At 65.5% G+C, this 18045-nt stretch carries 17 protein-coding genes; 10 read left to right on the plus strand and 7 right to left on the minus strand.

Translation table 11 applies throughout. The annotated features are described in order from the left end of the window. Positions 1-27: 27 nt before the first annotated feature. Positions 28-1287, minus strand: coding sequence for a lipopolysaccharide biosynthesis protein (locus V6M45_RS02855; RefSeq protein WP_332653869.1), 1260 nt, complete (start codon positions 1285-1287; stop codon positions 28-30). Between the two features lie 245 nt (positions 1288-1532). Between V6M45_RS02855 and hisH the strand changes: the two genes are divergently transcribed. The 3 genes from hisH to V6M45_RS02870 are packed head-to-tail and all read left to right on the plus strand — an operon-like array spanning position 1533 to position 4103. Next, complete coding sequence (gene hisH, locus V6M45_RS02860) at positions 1533-2174, plus strand: imidazole glycerol phosphate synthase subunit HisH (RefSeq protein ID WP_332653870.1); 642 nt, start codon at positions 1533-1535, stop codon at positions 2172-2174. Next, entirely contained in the window at positions 2167-2952 is a 786-nt protein-coding gene (locus V6M45_RS02865; RefSeq protein ID WP_332653871.1) for an AglZ/HisF2 family acetamidino modification protein, read from the plus strand. Before hisH ends, V6M45_RS02865 begins: the two co-directional genes overlap by 8 nt. After that, a complete protein-coding gene (locus tag V6M45_RS02870; RefSeq protein WP_332653872.1) occupies positions 2949-4103 on the plus strand; it encodes an N-acetyl sugar amidotransferase in 1155 nt (384 codons plus the stop codon). The genes V6M45_RS02865 and V6M45_RS02870 overlap by 4 nt, the downstream gene beginning before the upstream one ends. Here V6M45_RS02870 and V6M45_RS02875 read toward each other — a convergent pair. Beyond that, positions 4100-5242 carry a glycosyltransferase gene (locus V6M45_RS02875; RefSeq protein WP_332653873.1) on the minus strand — a complete coding sequence of 381 codons (1143 nt, stop codon included), beginning with the start codon at positions 5240-5242 and terminating at the stop codon, positions 4100-4102. The two genes, V6M45_RS02870 and V6M45_RS02875, sit on opposite strands and share 4 nt — an antisense overlap. 159 nt (positions 5243-5401) lie before the next feature. On the opposite strand from V6M45_RS02875, the gene V6M45_RS02880 reads away from it, so the two are divergent. Beyond that, on the plus strand, positions 5402-6496 hold the full coding sequence (locus tag V6M45_RS02880; protein WP_332653874.1) for an acyltransferase family protein: 1095 nt from the start codon (positions 5402-5404) through the stop codon (positions 6494-6496). 13 nt (positions 6497-6509) lie between these two features. Here the strand turns inward: V6M45_RS02880 and V6M45_RS02885 are convergent, their stop codons facing one another. Beyond that, positions 6510-7787, minus strand: coding sequence for a hypothetical protein (locus tag V6M45_RS02885; RefSeq protein WP_332653876.1), 1278 nt, complete (start codon positions 7785-7787; stop codon positions 6510-6512). Between the two features lie 179 nt (positions 7788-7966). On the opposite strand from V6M45_RS02885, the gene V6M45_RS02890 reads away from it, so the two are divergent. After that, the gene (locus V6M45_RS02890) at positions 7967-9223 is read left to right on the plus strand and encodes a glycosyltransferase family 4 protein (protein ID WP_332653877.1); all 1257 of its coding nucleotides are present in this window, start codon (positions 7967-7969) and stop codon (positions 9221-9223) included. Between the two features lie 10 nt (positions 9224-9233). Here the strand turns inward: V6M45_RS02890 and V6M45_RS02895 are convergent, their stop codons facing one another. The 3 genes from V6M45_RS02895 to V6M45_RS02905 are packed head-to-tail and all read right to left on the minus strand — an operon-like array spanning position 9234 to position 11928. Then, positions 9234-10349 carry a DegT/DnrJ/EryC1/StrS family aminotransferase gene (locus V6M45_RS02895; protein WP_332653878.1) on the minus strand — a complete coding sequence of 372 codons (1116 nt, stop codon included), beginning with the start codon at positions 10347-10349 and terminating at the stop codon, positions 9234-9236. Positions 10350-10375: 26 nt separating this feature from the next. Beyond that, positions 10376-10870, minus strand: a complete 495-nt coding sequence (locus V6M45_RS02900) for an acyltransferase (protein WP_332653879.1) — start codon at positions 10868-10870, stop codon at positions 10376-10378. Beyond that, complete coding sequence (locus V6M45_RS02905; protein WP_332653881.1) at positions 10867-11928, minus strand: Gfo/Idh/MocA family protein; 1062 nt, start codon at positions 11926-11928, stop codon at positions 10867-10869. Before V6M45_RS02905 ends, V6M45_RS02900 begins: the two co-directional genes overlap by 4 nt. Before the next feature lie 53 nt (positions 11929-11981). Between V6M45_RS02905 and V6M45_RS02910 the strand changes: the two genes are divergently transcribed. From V6M45_RS02910 to V6M45_RS02930, 5 genes are all read left to right on the plus strand, one after another. Continuing rightward, on the plus strand, positions 11982-12659 hold the full coding sequence (locus V6M45_RS02910) for an acetyltransferase (RefSeq protein WP_332653882.1): 678 nt from the start codon (positions 11982-11984) through the stop codon (positions 12657-12659). Positions 12660-12729: 70 nt separating this feature from the next. Beyond that, positions 12730-13506, plus strand: coding sequence for a TauD/TfdA family dioxygenase (locus V6M45_RS02915; RefSeq protein WP_332653884.1), 777 nt, complete (start codon positions 12730-12732; stop codon positions 13504-13506). A gap of 37 nt (positions 13507-13543) precedes the next feature. After that, positions 13544-14272, plus strand: coding sequence for a hypothetical protein (locus tag V6M45_RS02920; protein ID WP_332653885.1), 729 nt, complete (start codon positions 13544-13546; stop codon positions 14270-14272). After that, positions 14265-14924, plus strand: coding sequence for a sugar transferase (locus V6M45_RS02925; RefSeq protein ID WP_332653886.1), 660 nt, complete (start codon positions 14265-14267; stop codon positions 14922-14924). Before V6M45_RS02920 ends, V6M45_RS02925 begins: the two co-directional genes overlap by 8 nt. Then, complete coding sequence (locus V6M45_RS02930; protein WP_332653887.1) at positions 14921-16066, plus strand: aminotransferase class I/II-fold pyridoxal phosphate-dependent enzyme; 1146 nt, start codon at positions 14921-14923, stop codon at positions 16064-16066. The genes V6M45_RS02925 and V6M45_RS02930 overlap by 4 nt, the downstream gene beginning before the upstream one ends. An 18-nt stretch (positions 16067-16084) precedes the next feature. Here V6M45_RS02930 and V6M45_RS02935 read toward each other — a convergent pair whose 3' ends face one another. Further along, the gene (locus V6M45_RS02935) at positions 16085-17989 is read right to left on the minus strand and encodes a nucleoside-diphosphate sugar epimerase/dehydratase (RefSeq protein ID WP_332653889.1); all 1905 of its coding nucleotides are present in this window, start codon (positions 17987-17989) and stop codon (positions 16085-16087) included. Positions 17990-18045 lie beyond the last annotated feature (56 nt).

Raw genomic sequence — 18045 nt, forward strand, 5'->3', positions numbered from 1 at the left:
ATACTCCTGCCGCGCCGCCGCCCCGCACTACCGCCCCGCGGCGGCTCCCGCCGTTTGCGGGTCGGGTTTTGGCAACGCTCTGGTCCAAACATAGAAGACCAGGATGAACGCCAGCGACATGCCCAGGCCGTAGCCGGCCACCACCCAGACAAAAGACAGGCCCAACACAGCCGGAAGGGCGACGCAGGCGCCGATGAGCGCCAACCGTCCGATCAGCGTCTTCATCTGCAGGGCCTCGGCGCCCAGAATGTTGAGCGCCGCGAACGGCAGGAGAAAGATCTGGAAAGGCAACGAGAAGCTGACCAGCAAGATGATCCAGCGCACCTCGCGGTACTCCGGCCCCAACAGATATGGCGCGAGCCAGGCCGCGACCGCAGCCAGGGCGATGACCAAGGGCCCGCCCACAAAGACGCCAAGCCCGGCGAAGCGGAAGGTGAACCGCCGCAAGGCGCCGGGATCGGACCGGGCCAACTCGGCCATCCGGGCATAGGTGATCCAGGTCGCACTCTCGCCCAGCATCTGGTTGAACAGGCCGATGATGCGGACCGTCAGGAAGAACAGCCCGGCTTCGCGCAGTCCGTACAGGCTGGCGATCAGGAGCGATGGCAGCTCCGTTCCTGCCTGGGCCATAAGATTGGATGGCATGATGTAGCGCGGATACCGGTGGAAGCGGCGCGCAAGGGCCCACAGCCGCCCCGGGCTGCTGCGGGCGAGTATGGGCCTGCCGTGGCGCCGGAAGACCAGCCAGCTGTTGGAAACCGCGAACCCGGCGGCGTAGGCCAGACACAACAGGCTGGCCACGGGCAGGAGAAGGCCGGCGATCACCTGACCGCCGACATAGGCGGCGCCCTGCCCCAGGCGCGCCTCCCCGAGGGAGCGGATCGGTCCGCTCCGGGTCACCGAATATGACAGCACGTCATTGATGCAGATGGCCAGCAGCATGAGGGGCGCCACCCACCACATGAGGTCCAGCCACTCGCCAAAAGGGCCCTGCAGGGGCAGGGCGGCGCCGGCGCCGAGCAACAGCGCCGCCATGATGGCGAAGCCGACCGAGGTCGTCAGGGTCAACGTCGCCAGGCGACGCGCCGTTCGATCGCCCGGCACCACCGGGATCGCCTGGTGATAGTTGAGCGTCGCCAACTGACGGCCCAGCAGGACCAGGGACATGGTGGTCGCAAGAAGGCCGAGATCCGACGGACGGAACAGCCGCGTGATCAGCGGCGCGGCGAGGAAGAACATCCCCTGCGCCGCCAGCGCCCCGCCCACCAACGCAAGGCTGTCGCCCATCGTCCTGGACTTCAGGACGGTCAATACCTTCGCGCGAAGTGCGTTCAAGCGCGCTGGGAAAGCCATTCGATAGCCCGATTTGGTGAAGCGCCGCTTGTCCGGACTTAGACAGGCGGGGTCAATGGATTTCGTGCATTCTCAGGTCCCGCCTTCCATTCGACGTTGCGCCGCGTCATCCGCGTGTTACATCGTCGCGCCATTCGCTGAAGCAGACGCACCCCCCCCATTTCTGACGAAGTAACTGCATGATCCTCATCGTAGACATCGGCTTGTGTAACGTTGGCTCTGTTCGCAACATGCTGCGGCGGATAGGCGTGCTCGCCGAGATCGTCGATCGACCCGCCGAACTGGCGCAGGGCGATGCTGTCATCCTGCCCGGCGTGGGACATTTCTCCGAAGGCATGCGTCGTATGCGCGAGACCGGATTCGCGGACGCCGTCCGCGAGGCGGCCCTGGTCAAACGCAAGCCGGTCCTCGGCATCTGCCTGGGGATGCAGATGTTGGGCATCTCCAGCGAGGAGGGCGAGGCCGAGGGCCTCGGCCTGGTGCCGGCCCATTTCAAGAAGTTCGACCTCGAGCGGATGGGCGAACGGCTGCCCGTTCCACACATGGGCTGGAACACGCTCACGATGCGGAAATCGAGCCCATTGCTCGCGGACATGCCGCCTCAGTCCCGCTTCTACTTTGTGCACAGCTACTACGCAGAGACTGACGATCCCTCGATCGATATCTGCACCACAGAGTACGGGCTGGAGTTCGTATCGGCCTACTCCAGAAACAACGTTATGGGCGTGCAGTTTCACCCGGAGAAGAGCCACAAGTTCGGCATGCAGCTCCTGCGAAACTTCGCCGCCATGCAAACGGCCCAGGCAAAAGTCTATGCGTAACGCCCGCTTCATCCCCGTCCTGCTCCTGCGGGACGACAGTCTGGTGAAGACGCGGCAGTTCGACCATGCCCGTTACATCGGCGACGCCATCAACGCCGTGTCGATCTTCAGCGAGAAGATGGTGGACGAACTGGTCCTGCTGGACATCGACGCCACGAAACAGGGGCGGCCTCCCGCGGTGGATCTCGTGCGGGACATCGCCAGCGAGGCGTTCGTGCCCCTCTGCTATGGCGGCGGGGTCCGCACGATCGAGCAGTTCGAGGCGCTCCTGAAGGCCGGGGTCGAGAAGGTCGCCGTCAATTCAGCCTTCGCCTCCACGCCCGAGCTGATCACCGAGGCCGCCCGACGCTACGGCAGCCAGAGCGTGGTTGTCAGCATGGATGTCGGCCATGATGGCGCGGCCTACGCGGTCAAGACTCACTCCGGCCGCAAGACCGTCGGCCGCGATCCCGTCGCCTGGGCCCGCCAGGCGGAAGCCGCCGGCGCCGGCGAAATCATGCTCCAGAGCATCGACCGCGACGGCATGGAGAATGGTTACGACCTCGAACTCATCGAGGCTGTCGCCAAGGCGGTGGAGGTGCCCGTGGTCGCCGCAGGCGGGGCTCGCAACGTCAGCGACCTGCAAGCCGCGGTTCGCCACGGCGCGGCCGCCGCGGCCGCCGGCAGCATGTTCGTCTTCTTCGGCCGCCTTCGCGGCGTCCTGATCAACACCCCAGACCCTGAGGAGCTTCGCCAGGCGATGGCGACGCCCCCGGTCCCGGAGTCCGCGTCCGTATGAGCCAGTCTGTCTGCACCATGACCGTCATGGACGACTCCGATCCGGAGATCGTTTTTGACGAGAACGGCGTATCCAACCACTACCTCCGCGCCAGGAAGCGTCTGGCCGAAGAGTGTTTTCGTGGCCCCGAAGGCGTCGAGCGCCTGAAGACGATCGTCGAGCGCATAAAGGCCGACGGTCGCGGCAAGCCGTATGACTGCGTCATGGGGGTGAGCGGCGGGGCGGACAGCACCTACGCCGCTGTCCTGGCCAAGGAGCTGGGTCTGCGTCCATTGGCTGTTCACCTGGACAACGGCTGGAACAGCGAAACCGCCGTCTACAATATCGAACAGCTGCTCAAGCGGCTGGACATCGATCTCTACACCCACGTTGTCGACTGGAAGGAAATCCGCGCTCTGCAGAGAGCCTTCTTCAAGGCATCGGTCGCCAACGTCGAGGTGGTCACCGACCACGCGATCAATGCGCTGCTCTACAAGCAGGCGGCGAGCCGCGGGATCCGCTGGATGATCACCGGCTCCAATCTCGAGACCGAATCCATTCTGCCCGCGGCCTGGGGCTACGATTCCCGCGACGCCCGCAGCATCAAGGAAATCTACAAGCGGTTCGGAGACGGCACGCCGCTCAAGACCTACCCGATGGCCAGCGCGCTGGAGTTCATCTGGTACATGATGGTGGTGCGGACCCGCACGCTGGCGATCCTGAACTACGGCCCGTACAACAAGCGGGAGATCATGAAGCGTATGGAGCTTGAGTACGGCTACAAGCCGTATGAGCGGAAGCACGGCGAGAGTCGCTTCACCCGCTTCTTCCAGGAACACTACCTCCCGACCAAGTTCGGCTACGACAAGCGCAAGGCGCACTTCTCCAGCATGATCGCCTCCGGCCAGATGACCCGGGACGAGGCCTTCGCCGAATTGAACAAGCCGCTCTACAAGGCGGACGAGCGCACCATCGACGTCGAATATGTGACCAAGAAACTGGGTTTCAGCCCGGAGGAATGGGACGGCGTCATGAAGGCCGAGAAGCACAAGGCGACGGACTATCCCACCAACGCCTGGCTGTTCGATCCGAACAGCAAGCGAATGCGGGCCATGCGCCGCTACGGCAAGGGCGAGATCGGGGTGATCCAGGCCGTGCGCGACCTCTTCTAGGATCGGGCCAGCAGCTCGTCATAGAGGGCGATCAGCTGCTGGCTTTCCGTTTCCCAGCAGGGAACGGAGTCAACGGATTTCAGCCGGCGCGAGCGAATGTCGTCGTCGCTCAGACCCTCCAGCAGTTCCTCGAGACTGCTGGCCGTCGGCTGGACGAACCAGCCGGCGCCGTGTTCGGTCAGGAAGTCCCGCATCTCCGGGAAGTCACTCGTGATCACCGGCAGTCCGGCGGATGTCGCCTCAAGCACCTTGTTGGGGAGGGCGTAATAGTGCGAGAGCGCGTCGCCCTGGAAGAGCGCGAGCCCGACGTCCGCCCCGGCGGCCCAGGTCAGAACGTCCTCGCCCTTCACCGGCGGCAACAGGTGGATTGAGGGGCTCTTCGCCGCCGCCTCGCGGATCAGGCCTTCCAGCGGGCCGCGCCCCATGAATACGGCATGCCGCCCGGGAGGCGCCGACTGGAACACCTCCAGGATGGTTTCCACCCCGCGGTTCGGTCCCTGGGCGCCGAGATAGAGGAAGACGACGTCGTCCTCAGGTATCCCGAGGGCGGCGCGCATGGGCGAGGGCCGATCGACCGGCCTCCAGCGCCGCATGGGGAAGTTTCTCACGAGCAGATAACGCCGTGTGGAGGACGGGTAGCTCTGCCGGTAGTGGTCGACAATGCGACCGGCGACGCTGAGGACCGCATCGACGGACGGCATCAGGGCGGCTTCCACCCTCTTCGCGATCATCCGGACGGGCCAGGGCCAGACGTTCCGCTCTGTCTCAAGCTCATGGGCGTCATAGACCAGCGGGACGCGCGCCCGGTTCGCCAGGGATACGCTGGCCGGCAGCGAGGCGAGCGAGTGGGCGTGGACCAGGGCCGGTGACAGATCGCTCGACGATCGGCCGACCGCGCGGGTCCAGAACAGAAACTGGACCGCCCGCTGGAAGATCCGGGGTCCCTTGACCGTCTTCAGAGCGATGCGCCGCACCTCGACCCCCGGCGCCAGCGTCTCCTGTCGGACGAAGTCGCCCTCGCCATAGGCCAGGAAAACGACCCGGTCGAACCGCCCGGATTCGGTCGCCGCCAGGGCCTCGCGCATCGCCCGGGTCTCGGTGCGAAACTCGGTGAAGAAGGGGTGGACGATGGTGGGCATGAAATCTCACGTCGAAGGCTGGGGAGCGATAGCCCATGGATCGCCAGACGTCAGCCCCCGACGCCCTCCTCCCGCCCGTCACGGCTCTGGACCCTCGCAGGAACGGACTCTACGGTCCGTGCGGGCGCTGCTGACTGCGCTATGGGTCAGGAGACCGCCTTGTCCGCCTCGCCGGCGAAAGATCGCCTACAGTCCATCCAGCTGCTCAGGGCCTTCGCCGCCCTGTTCGTCGTGGTGCTTCATTCCTACACCCGCACGCTCGCCGCCCAGCCGGATGCCGGACCGTCGATCTCATCCCTGTTCGCCCTGAGCGGTAACGCGGGCGTCGACCTGTTCTTCGTCATCAGCGGCTACATCATGTTCCACGTCCACCATGATGACTTCGGCAAGGGGCGCTCGGGGAGTTTCCTGCTCAAACGATTGATCCGGATCGCTCCGATTTACTGGATCCTCAGCACCGTCGCGCTCCTCGTGATCGTGTTTGTCCCGTCGATGTTCGTGGTTCCGCGTACGCTCGACCCTCTGTGGATCGCAGGGTCCTACCTGTTCTTTCCGGTAGAATACGCGCCGTCGCTCAACACGCCCCTGTTGCAGGTCGGCTGGACGCTGAACTACGAGGCCTACTTCTACCTCGTACTCGCCGCATTCCTGTTCCTGCCCCGACGGATTGCGGTGGTTGGCATCACCCTTCTCTTCGTCGGGTCGGTCGCTGTGGGCATGATGAGACCGTTTGCCCACCCCTGGCCCCAGATGCTGACCAGCTGGCTTCTGCTCGAATTCCTGCTGGGCGGCTTCATCGCCCTGGTTCAGCACGCCTCCGGGAACCGGTTCCGCACTGCGCACCTTGCCGGCCTTGCTGTCGGACTTGTTCTGCTCGCCGCCAGCTTCCCCATGGGGCGACTGGATGACGACGTGACCCGCTTCGTGTTCTGGGGCCTTCCGTCCGTCCTCATCGTCAACGGCGTTTGTCGTTTGCGGTATGAACCCAAGGGATGGTTCGGCCGGGCCTTCGTCACGCTGGGAGACGCCTCCTATTCCATCTACCTCGTCCAGGTCTTCAGCCTGCCGGCAGCCGCCCTGGTGCTGGGCCGGCTCGGAATCCTGACCGGGGCGCCCGTCGACGTGAACGTCATTCTTCTGACGGTCGCGACCGCCCTCGCCGGATGGCTGACGTGGCGGATCGTCGAACGGCCCCTGACACGCTGGCTCCGGCGAACTCTGGAGCCGCGCGAACCCCGGGCAGTGACGCCCTAGAAGGGGCAAGCCGTCAGGCTGGCCGCTCCCAGGGCATCAGACGACGAGGCGTCTTGGCCATGCGCGCCGCCTCCCCCGCCGGTCCGCGCACTTCACTTGTGAACCAGGCCAGCAACAGAGCCGGAAGAACACCGCCGGTAAGCAGGCCGGTGGTCACGTCCGCTTCGCTGAACATGGCGCCCGCGAGGACGCCGAAGCCGATCGCCAGGACCGGCGCGGTCGAGCGCAGACTCTGGGCGGCCGCCAACACCAGTCCCACGATCAACGTATAGATGCCGACGCCCCAGAGCCCGCCCTGGGCGTAGCCGGACGCAACCCAGCCCGCGTTGGCGGCCAGGCTTTCGAAGCCCAGATATTCGCCGACGATGTACGGAATGGTGACCCCGTAGGTATTTTCGAACAGTCCGAAAGTCAGACGGCTGTCGCGCCACCACATGAACGGCAGCTGCGTGAATACGTCAAAGTGAGCGAATGTGTTGATCGCCCGCGTGATCCCGCCGCGTCGGACCAACAGGTCGTACAACGGCGCTTCCTGTCCGAGAAACACGGCCTGCTGAAGCGTCAGGAGCGCCGTCAGTCCCAGCAGCATCATGGAGACGAACACCGCCCCGTTTCGCCGGCCGAAGTAAAACATGAAGAGGAACAGCAGGAGGGCGAAGGGAAACTTCACGTTCGAGAAGCCCATCACCAGCACGAACAGGACCAGCGAAACCCCCGCCGGAATCCACCAGCGGCGGTAGAATGCGATCAGGCATGAGACCGGCGCCAGGAAGTACAGGTACAACATCTGCACATAGCGGGCGAGCAGCGGGATACTCTCGTAGCTCTCGCCCCGAAACTCATAGACCCGGGATATGTCCAGGTTGAACACGGACAGGCCGACGAAATAGATGAAGGTCAGGACCAGTCCCAGGCCGAGCGCCGATGCCAGCGCCACCAGATGGCCGAGGGTGAACAGGGGGCGGGGCCGGATAGAAATCGGAATTCGGCTGATCAGCGCGATCCCGCCCATGGACAGGGTGAACATGACCCCCTCGGACAGCGGCCGTGCTTCCATCGCGCCCATCGCCATGAAGGGCAGGAAATAGAAGGCGCTGGCCAGATACAGGAAGGCTCCGCGAGGGTCGTCCGCCCGGCGGGGCATGAACAGACTGGTGACGAGCACCAGCAGGCCGAAGGCGATCAACGGCCAGGGGGCGAAAACGTAATCCCGATCATAGCGATACCCGAGGATCAGGGGCCACATTGCACAGTACAGGGCGTAGCCCGCGAGCTGGACCAAAGACAGCACGACACGCTGCTCCGACAGTCTCGGACGGCGGCGCTCTCTCGCAAGAGAAAGAGCCGGGCTCGGGTGGGTCATGCTGATAAGAGTTCCGATTGAGATTGCGAGGTTTATAAGGGGCCATCCCTGCCTGACCAAGATACTTGGTCGAGATCGCCCCTTCCCCTGCTGCTGCCCGGACCTGGATGAACATCTGGATTATCAATCCCGCCGCCGCGCCCCCGCGCGAGGGCGCCGGCACCCGTCACTTCGACTTCGCCCGCCGGCTTGCCGCACGCAATCATGACGTGACCCTCGTGGCGTCGTCGATCAGTCATCTGGGCGCCCCTTACGAGGCGCTTGGCGAGGTGAAGGCGGCGCGGATTGAAGTCATTGACGGCGTCCGGTTCCTCTGGCTTCCAGGTCTTTCCTATGCCGGCAACGGCGCGCGGCGGCTGCAGGGCATGCTCGATACGGCGCGCCGGATCTGGAGCGGTCGGGACCTTGCGGCGCTTCCTCGCCCGGACGTGATCGTAGGCAGTTCGCCCCATCCGTTCGGCGCCTTTGGAGCGATGCTGCTGGCCCGGCGGATGCGCGTACCCTTCGTGCTCGAAATTCGCGACGTCTGGCCGGCGTCGATCACCACGACAGGCAAGCTCAAGCCGTGGCACCCGCTGATTATCCTGCTGGCCTGGATGGAGCGGGCGCTTTATCGCGGCGCCGAGCAGATCATCACGCTCCTGCCAGGCACACCCAACCACATCGCTCGCCATGGCGGCCGGCGCGACCGGATCACGTGGATCTCGAACGGGGCTGACCTCGAGCGCGCGGGTCCCCCCCGGCCGCAGCCGGATCGGGCCGGTCTGCAGATCGTCTACATCGGCACAGTCGGCCTCTGGTACGGCATAGACACGGCGATCGAGGCCATGGCGCTGATCAAGGATCGCCCGGAGGCGCGGGACATCTCCCTGACCTTCATCGGGGGCGGCACCGAGGAGGCGCGGCTGAAGGCGGACTGTGAAGCCCGCGGCCTGAGTTCGGTCAGCTTCTTCGGACGAATCCCCAAGGCCGAGGTCTCCAGCCGGCTGGCTGAATACGACGCCTGCATGGCCATCGTGAAGGACGCGCCGCTCTACCGCGAGGGCGGGGTGGCCCTGAACAAGCTGTTCGACTATCTGGCCGCCGGCCGGCCGATCCTGTTCTCATCGAGCGCCTATAACGACCCCGTCGCGGACGCCGGGGCAGGCTACACGTCTCCCGGCGGCGACGCCGCGGCCCTGGCGCAGAATATTCTGAAGCTGGCGGCTGCGACGACGGCGGAACGCGCCGCCCTCGGAGCCGCCGGGCGCGCTCATGTCGCCGCGCGGTACAATTTCGACACCCTGACCGGCGCGCTCGAAGAGGTCCTGGAGAAAGCCCGCCGCGGAGACCATGCTCCGGGCGGGCCCTCCCGGACGGCGTAAACCGTCGAAGTCAGGGTCGCGCGACGGCCAGGAAGGTCTCGATCACGTGCGCCTGTTCGTCATCCGTCAGGTGGGGACAGATGGGCAGGCTCATGATGCGGTCGACGATGGACTCCGTTTCCGGCAGCGCGGCGGTGGTCCAGCGGGTGAATGCAGGCTGGCGATGCAGGGGCACCGGATAGTGAACGCCTGAAGCCACGCCGGCCGCCTGCAGGGCCTTCTGGACCTCGTCCCGGTTCGCGACCTCGACCACGAACAGGTGATAGACGCTGGTCGCACCGTCCAGCGGCTCGACCGTCTTGAAGCCCTTGGGACGCAGCGCATCGTCATAGCGACGCGCCACGGCCCGGCGGCGCTCGGTCCAGGCGCGCAGATGCGGCAGCTTGGCCGACAGGAACGCGCCCTGAAGCCCGTCCATGCGGTGGTTGTAGCCGACGATGTCGTGCTCATATTTCGACATACGACCGTGGTCGCGCAGCTTGCGGATCAGGTTTGCGACCTTGGGATCGCGGACCGTCACCGCTCCGGCGTCACCGCAGGCGCCCAGGTTCTTCCCGGGATAGAAGCTGAAGGTGCCGCCCGACGACTGGGCGCCCAGTTTGCGGCCCCGCCACTCGCCCAGGTGGCCCTGGGCGGTGTCTTCGATGATATGCACCACGCGGTCCGTGGGCAGGGCGGCCGCGATGGCGTCGAGGTCCGCCGCCGTGCCGTAGATGTGAACCGGCACGACCGCCTTGGTCCGCGGCGTGACAAGCTCACGCACCGAAGCGGCGCTCAGGGTGTAGGAACTGGTTTCGATATCGGCGAAGACCGGGGTCGCGCCGACGTGCAGGACCGACTCCGCCGTGGCCGCGAAGGTATGGGTCGGGACGATCACCTCATCGCCCGGTCCGACGCCGAGCGCCTCCAGCAGCAGCGACAGCGCCGAAGTCCCGGAACTCACGCCGATGCACTGCAGCGGCTGTTCAGGCGACGGGTCGTCGAGCATCGTCGCGAACGCCTTTTCAAACGCCTCGACATAGGAGCCGCCGATGAAGGCTGTCTCGCCCAGCACGGCGTCGTAGGCAGCCTGGAGTTCGGAGGCCAGCTCGTCGTGCTGACGCTTGAGATTTACCAGAGGGATCATTGTCTCGCCTGAAATGAGTAGAGAGGTCAGTCTAGGGCCCGAACGAGCCGCGCCGGGTTGCCCGCATAGATCCCCTTGACCTTGCAGTCCCGGGTCACGACGGAGCCGGCGCCGATGACGCAGCCGTCGACGATCTCGACCGGCAGGATGGTGGCGTTCGAGCCGATCGCCACCCTTGAGCCGATGCGGGTCGAGCGCCACAGCGCCTTGTCGCCGTTGGCGGGGCCGCCGGTCTGGAACAGGTCATTGATGAACATGACGCCATGGGCGATCACCGTGTCATCGCCGATCGTCACCAGTTCGCAGATGAAGCTATGCGACTGGATCTTGCAGCGGGCGCCGATGACGACATCCTTCTGGATCTCGACGAAGGGGCCGATGAAGGTCCCCTCCCCGATATCCGCTCCATAGACGTTGGCTGGCTCGACGATCTTCACGCCGGCCCCGAAGGTGCAGTTCCGGATACCGGACTGCAACAGCGCCGGCTGGTGCGAACCTTCCCGCAGTTCCGTCCCGCTCAAGCCGTCACCTTCCCGAGGCGCGAGTGGCGCGGCGAATAGCGAAGATAGACTTCCTGGCCGGTCTCGATCGATTCATAGATCGCGTTGATCAGTTCGAGGCTGCGACGCCCCGCCAGACCATCAACGAGGTGGGCGGTGCTGGTCTGGATCGCGCGAACGACGTCCTCGTAGTAGGCCTTGTGGCCGAAACCGTAGACGTTCGGGGGATTGACCGAATAGTGCTCCTGAACGGTTTCGTCCCCTTCGCGCGGCTCGACGAAATTCCAGTGCTTCAGCTGGTTGACGGCGAAGCCGCCGATTTCCACCGAGCCTCCGGAGCCCAGGATGGTGATCGATCCCTCGAGGTCCTTGGGCCGCACCGCGGTCGTCGCTTCAATGAGCCCGAGCGCGCCATTGGCGAACTTCAGCATCACGACGGCGGTGTCCTCGGTTTCGATGTCGACCATGGCGGTCAACGACTTGGCCGTCACCGAGACCACATCGCCCATCATCCACTCCAGGAGATCGACGTGATGGCTGGCCTGATTGGTCAGTACGCCGCCATCGTGCTCCCAGGTGCCGCGCCATGCGTCCTGGTCGTAGTATGACTGGTCGCGGCACCAACGGACACGAATCGTGCCGAGGATCAGCTTGCCGAACCGCCCCTCTGTCAGCGCCTCGCGGAGTTTGACGACGGGCAGGTTGAAACGGTTCTGCTTGACCACGAACAGCTTCACGCCGGCCTTGTCGCAGGCCGCAATCATGCGGTCGGCGTCGTCCAGGCGGAGCGCCATCGGCTTCTCGACCACGATGTGTTTGCCGTAGGGGGCCAGGTCGACCACGTTCTGCGGGTGTGATCCGCTGGGCGTCAGCACCGAAACCACGTCGATTTCGGTTCCTCGCATCATCTCGTGCATATCCGTGTAATACGGGACGCCGTACTTCTCGCCGAAGGCCCGCGCACGCTCCGGAACGATGTCGCAGACAGCGGCCAAGCTCGCCCCGGGAACATCCGAGCTAAGAAGGTCGGCGTGGCGTTTCGCGATGCGACCGCAGCCAACCAACGCAAATCTAAGCATAAATTTCGATCCCCTCTCGGCCCATCCGCTTGGCGCAGACCTTGTAGTGAAGAATGTGGCCACATGCTATTAGCGTTGGAGTGACAAGCGCTGATTTCTTTGTCCAGCCCGCAGGGCCCCGCCGCTGCGGGGTGATCGGAGCCGGCGGACACGCCAAGGTGGTTGTGTCTGCCTTGCAGTCAGCAGGGTTTGAGGTTGTCGGCTGTTTTGACGACGACCCGGCGCTTTCGGGCCGGAGCGTCTGTGGCGCTCCGGTGCTGGGCGGCCTTGCGGACGCATCGGCCAGCGGCCTCGCCCTCATCATCGCCGTCGGAGCCAACACCGCACGCGAGCGCCTCGCGCGTCGGTTTGAAGGGTCCGGCTGGATCACCGCCGTGCATGCACGCGCCTTGTATGAGGCGGCCGCCCCGCCCGGCCCCGGCACGCTCGTCGCCCTCGGCGCGATGGTCCAGGTGGAAGCCCGGATCGGAGCCCATGTGATCCTCAACACGGGTTCGATCGTCGAGCACGATTGTCGTATTGGAGACTTCGTCCACATCGGACCCGGCGCCGCCCTGGGCGGCGGCGTGGTGGTTGAGGACGGCGCTTTCGTGGGCCTGGGCGCGCGGATCCTGCCCCGGGTGCGCATCGGCGCGGGAGCCGTGATCGGCGCAGGGGCGACGGTTGTCCGCGACGTTCCCCCGGGCGCGACCCAGGCGGGAACACCCGCCCGCGAGCTCCGGCCCCAATAAGCGGCGCCCTCCTTCAACCGTCCTCGTTCTTGCGTTAGAGGGGGGCCGAAGAGCCTTCCAGGGGATTGTCATGCTCAAGGTTATCGATCTGGCGAGCGACGCCACGCCACAGGATTGCGCCGACGCCGTGCGGGCGACCTGGGCCGACAACAAGGTGATCCACCTGAAAGGACTGCGCCCGGCGGATGACCTTCGGGCCTTCTACGGGGCCTTTTTCGACCAGGTCGGCCATGCCGAACGGCTTGCCGAGGATGCGCGGATCAATGATCGTTCCGCCCAGCGCACCGGCGAGATCTGGTTTGAAGTCCGCTATGATCCCGAGGTGCCGGACGCCTACCGCCACTCCGCCAATCCGCAGCCGCTGCATACGGACGGCTCCTACATCCCGGGCTTCCCGAACGGTGGCTTCCTGGCGTGCCAGGCGATGCCGGCCGAGGGCGGCGCCACGGTTTTCATCGACGGCGTGGACCTTGTTGAAATTCTTCGTCGCAAGGCTCCGGATCTGCTCGAGGCGCTGGAACGCACGCCCATGCCCCACGCCCGCTCAGGCGACCGGCGGGTCGAGCCCGTCGTGCGTTACGAGGACGGCGAACCCGTGCTGAACTGGAACTTCTACTGCGTCGATGAAGCCGCCGACCCCGAAGCGCAGGCTTTGCGGGCGCATCTGTTCGAATTCCTCGCCTCCGACGAGGATGTCCAGGACCGCATTCAACGCGTCAAGCTTTCGCCCGGCGAAGCGGTTTTGTGGAAGGACGACAAGACCCTGCACGGTCGCGACGGGTTCGACGCCTCCACTCCCTCCGAGCGATTCCTCTGGAAGGCAGCGGTGCAAATTGAACTCAGTTGAGCCCGCCGCGCCGCCATCCCGACTGACCTTCGGCACCATGAGGCTCCATGGTCTGGGAGACGTCGCCCGGGCGGCGGACCTCATTCGGCGAGCGGTGGATGGCGGGGTCACCTCGTTCCACGTGTCCAGCGAATACGAGAGCTGGCCATTCTTCGTCGAAGCCTGGAACGCGGTACGCAAGGATCGCGACGTCTCGCCTGTGCGATTTACGGCCAAGGTCGCCGGCCCCCACTTCGGCGAGGCGACGTTCGATCCCGCGGACTTCGCCCGGCGGATCGACGTTTACAGGCGCGGCCTGGACCTGGAGCGGCTGGATGTCGTCCAGTGGCTGCTGCGACATGATCTCAAGGACGAGGCGGGACGCCTGGCCATCTTTCGGCGTGATGCCGGATTGATCGCCGCCACGACGACCGATCTGAAGGCGGCCGGCGTGATCGGGGGACTGGTCAGCTTCCCCTACACCGAGGGGGTGGCCGAACTGGCGCTCGAGGCCGGGTGGTGCGACGGACTGGCGCTCTATGTGAACCGGTTCGAGACAGAGCTGGCGCATGTTCTGCCGTTGGCCGCCGCCAAGCCCCTTGGCGTGCTGGCGATCCGTCCGTTCGCCGCCGGCCGCGTGTTCGAGTCGCAGGACCAGAGCGCCGCAGAAGCGCTGCGCTACGCTCTGCGCCAGCCCGGCGTCCGGACCGTGGTCGCCTCCGTCTCCTCGGCCAGCCATCTGGACGAGGCCCTGGCCGCCATCGCGGACGAGCGCCCCAATGTATGAGCGTTACGGTAAACGGCTGCTGGACCTCTTCCTGGGGAGCCTGGCGATCCTCGTGCTTTGCCCGGTGATCGCCCTGACCTGGCTGTTGGTCCTGGCCAATTTCGGGAGGCCGGCGATCTTCCGCCAGAAGCGGGGCGGCTATCGTTGCGAGCCCTTCGACGTCATGAAATTCCGCACCATGACGAATGCTCGGGATGCAACGGGCCACCTGTTGCCCGACGAGCAGCGCCTGCCGCCGATCGGACTGAAGCTTCGCGCCCTCTCCCTCGATGAGTTGCCGGGTCTGTTCAACGTGATCCGCGGCGAGATGAGCCTCGTCGGCCCCCGCCCGCTCATCTATGGATACATGCCGCACTATACGGACCACCAGAAGCGTCGCCATGACGTTCGACCGGGCATTACAGGATGGGCCCAGGTGAATGGTCGAAACGCTTTGAGTTGGGAGCAGAAGTTCGACCTCGACATCTGGTACGTTCAGAACGTCTCATTCTGGCTGGATATCCGGATACTGTTCATGACGGTCCTGAAGATCCTGCATTTCAAGTCCGTCAATGCCGAAGGGCACGCCACCATGCCGCTGTTCGCGCCGGTCGACGATCTCAAGGGGGCGCCGCCTGTCGGCGCCGGGAACGACAAGGAACAAGTCATATGACGAACGAACGCATCTTCCTGTCCCCGCCGCACATGCTGGGCAGCGAGCGCGAGATGCTGCTGGAGGCCTTCGATTCAGGTTATGTGGCGCCGGCGGGCCCGATGATCGAGCGGTTTGAGGCGGCCTTCGCGGAGTATGTGGGCGGCCGGTACGGCGTGGCCTTGTCTTCAGGCACCGCCGCCCTCCATCTGGCTCTGCGGATTGTCGGAGTGGGCCGGGACGATCTCGTGGCGGCTCCTACCCTCACCTTCATCGGCGGCGTGGCCGCCATCGACTATCAGGGTGCGGCGCCGATCTTCGTGGACGCCGATCCAGGCGATTGGTGCATGTCGCCCAAAGGGCTGGAAGACGCCTTTGATCTTGCCGAACGCGCAGGGAAGCGGATCGCGGCCGTTGTGCCGACCGATCTATATGGCCAGGCGTGCGATATCGACGTCCTGCAGTCCATCTGCGACGCGCGCGGGGCGCCTTTGGTGATGGACTCGGCGGAGGCCGTCGGCGCCCTTTACAAGGGCCGACACGCGGGTGGCGGGGTGGCCTCGGCTTTCTCGTTCAACGGCAACAAGATCATCACCTCCGCCGGCGGCGGCATGCTCGTCACGGATGACAAGGCGCTGGCCGACCGGGCCCGCTATCTGTCGACAGCCGCCCGTCAACCGACCCCTCACTATGAGCACACCGAGGTCGGCTACAACTATCGGCTCAGCAACCTGTCGGCGGCCGTCGGACTGGCGCAGCTGCAGACCATTGAACAGCGAGTGGCGCTGCGGCGCGGCATCTTCGACACCTATGTCGCGCGCCTGGGCGGGCTGCCCGGCGTCTCGTTCGCCCCCGAGGCCGCTGACCGGCGCCACTCTCGCTGGCTCACCGTAATGCTGATCGAACCGACGGTCGCGGGCGTAACCCCCGAACAGGTCCGCGTCGCTCTGGAAGCGGTCAACATCGAAACCCGCCCGCTCTGGAAGCCGATGCACATGCAACCGGTCTTCCGTGGGGCCCTTCGGACCGACTGCGGCGTGGCGGAACACCTCTACGAGAGAGGCCTGTGCCTTCCATCCGGCTCAGGCATGACCGCGGCGGACCTGGACCGCGTTTGTGCGGCCCTTGAGCAGGTTCTCGGCCGGGCGAGCGCCGCCGCCTGAAACAGAGGCGGCCCGGCCTCAGACCGCCGGAACTCTGCCGTGGCCGAGGCGCACGCCATGCAACATTTCGAAGACGATCGTCTTGACCCGCTCGCCGTCGCCGCCCTCGGCGGCGGCGATCAGATCGCTGATGTCAGCACGGCCGAGCCCCGGGTGGGCGTGACCGTCGCTCACCTCCATGACGCCGGCGTGGGTGGACATGATCGTCTCGGTCTCATCGACCAGATCCTCCGACAGCTTCTCGCCGGGCCGGAGCCCGATGATGTCGATGCGGATTTCATGTTCGCGCCGTCCGGACAGTTCGATCATGCGCCTGGCCAGGTCGTGGATCCTCACCGGCTTGCCCATCTCGAGCACGAACACGCTGGGGATGTCGCGTGAGCGCGCCTGGGACAGGGCGGCCGCCTGCAGCACCAGCTGCACGGCCTCGGGGATGGTCATGAAATAGCGCTCAACATCGGGATGGGTGACCGTGATCGGCCCTCCCCGATCGATCTGGGCCTTGAAGATGGGAACGACCGATCCCGCTGAAGCCAGGACGTTGCCAAAGCGCACGACGCTGAAGCGGGTGGTCTTGTTTCGGCCTGCGCTGCGAACAACAGCCTCCGCAAGGCGCTTTGTCGCCCCCATGACATTAGAGGGACTGACCGCCTTGTCGGTGGAAATCTGGACCATGTCGGCGGCGCCGCAGGCGGCCGCGGCCTCAGCGACATTGCAGGTGCCGAGGATATTGGTCAGCACGCCTTCGGCGGGATGGTCCTCGACCAGCGGAACATGTTTGAGCGCGGCGGCATGGAAGACGATGTCGGGGCGCTCGGCGTCGAAATGCGCCCGCACCTTGCGCCCGTCACGGATGTTGCAGAGCACCGCACGGCGCGAGAGCGTCGGATAGGAGTCCGCGATCTCACGGTCGATCAGGAACAGGGCGAACTCGGAATGATCCAGAAGGGTCAGGTGAGAGCAGCCCAGGGCAGCGGCCTGGCGGCAGATTTCGGAGCCGATGCTGCCTCCGGCCCCGGTCACCAGGATGCGCTTGCCGGCCACCAGCGACTTCACCGCCGACATGTTCAGATCGACCGAGGGTCGCGACAGCAACTCCTCGATGGTGATCTCGCGCAGCCCTTGGGCTCCGGCGCTCTCGCTTTCGGAAAGCTCCATGATACGGGGCCGGCGCAGCAGGGTCACGTTCTCCGCAGTCAGCCGCCCGAGGGCGTCGGGCGGGAGCACGTCGGTGGGCTCGTCGAGGAAGAGCACCGCCTCGACCGGCGCGCGCGCCACGCCCAGTGACTCGCGAAGCTTTTCCCAGTCCTCGACCGAACCCAGCACGGGCACGCCGCGAATATGCTTTCCCGCGTCGCGCTTGGACCGTGTCACCACGCCCAGGGGGAGGAATTCAGGATGGCTCGACCGCTCGAACTCCCGCAGGAAAGCGTCCGCGCCCTCCACCTCGCCAACGACCACAAGGGTCTTCGAATCCTTGGTCTCCCGCCCGCGCTTCAGCAGGGGGACCAGCGAGGTGGTCAGGACCCCTTCATATATCGAGCGGCGCAGCAGCCGGACCGCGGCCAGCGCGCCCAGGTACAACCCCCACGCCAGGACGACCGTGGACCGCGGCAGGCCCTGACCCCGGTTGGCGAGGAACATGAAGACGACGAAGATCGCCGTCGTCAGCGCCGTGCTCCGAAACAGGATCAGCGCATCGCGCACGGACACGAAGCGCCACGGCGAGCGCTCCACGCGAACGAACAGCTCGACCAGCAGGGCGATGCCCGCATAGATCACGGCGAGTTGCAGAACCTGGACGGCGGCCGGATCGTTGACCCACCATGTCGGCGAGCGCCAGACGATCGCCTGGTAGGCGGTCAGGAATCCAAGGAACGCCAGTGCGACATGGACTGCGACTTTAGGTATGCGATCAAACATGGTCTTCAGCGCCTCGCCGTAATGGGACGAACGGCGGGTCGGCCTACGGGAACTGG

Source organism: Brevundimonas sp. (assembly GCF_036676055.1).
In the GTDB taxonomy this organism is placed as follows: Bacteria; Pseudomonadota; Alphaproteobacteria; order Caulobacterales; family Caulobacteraceae; genus Brevundimonas.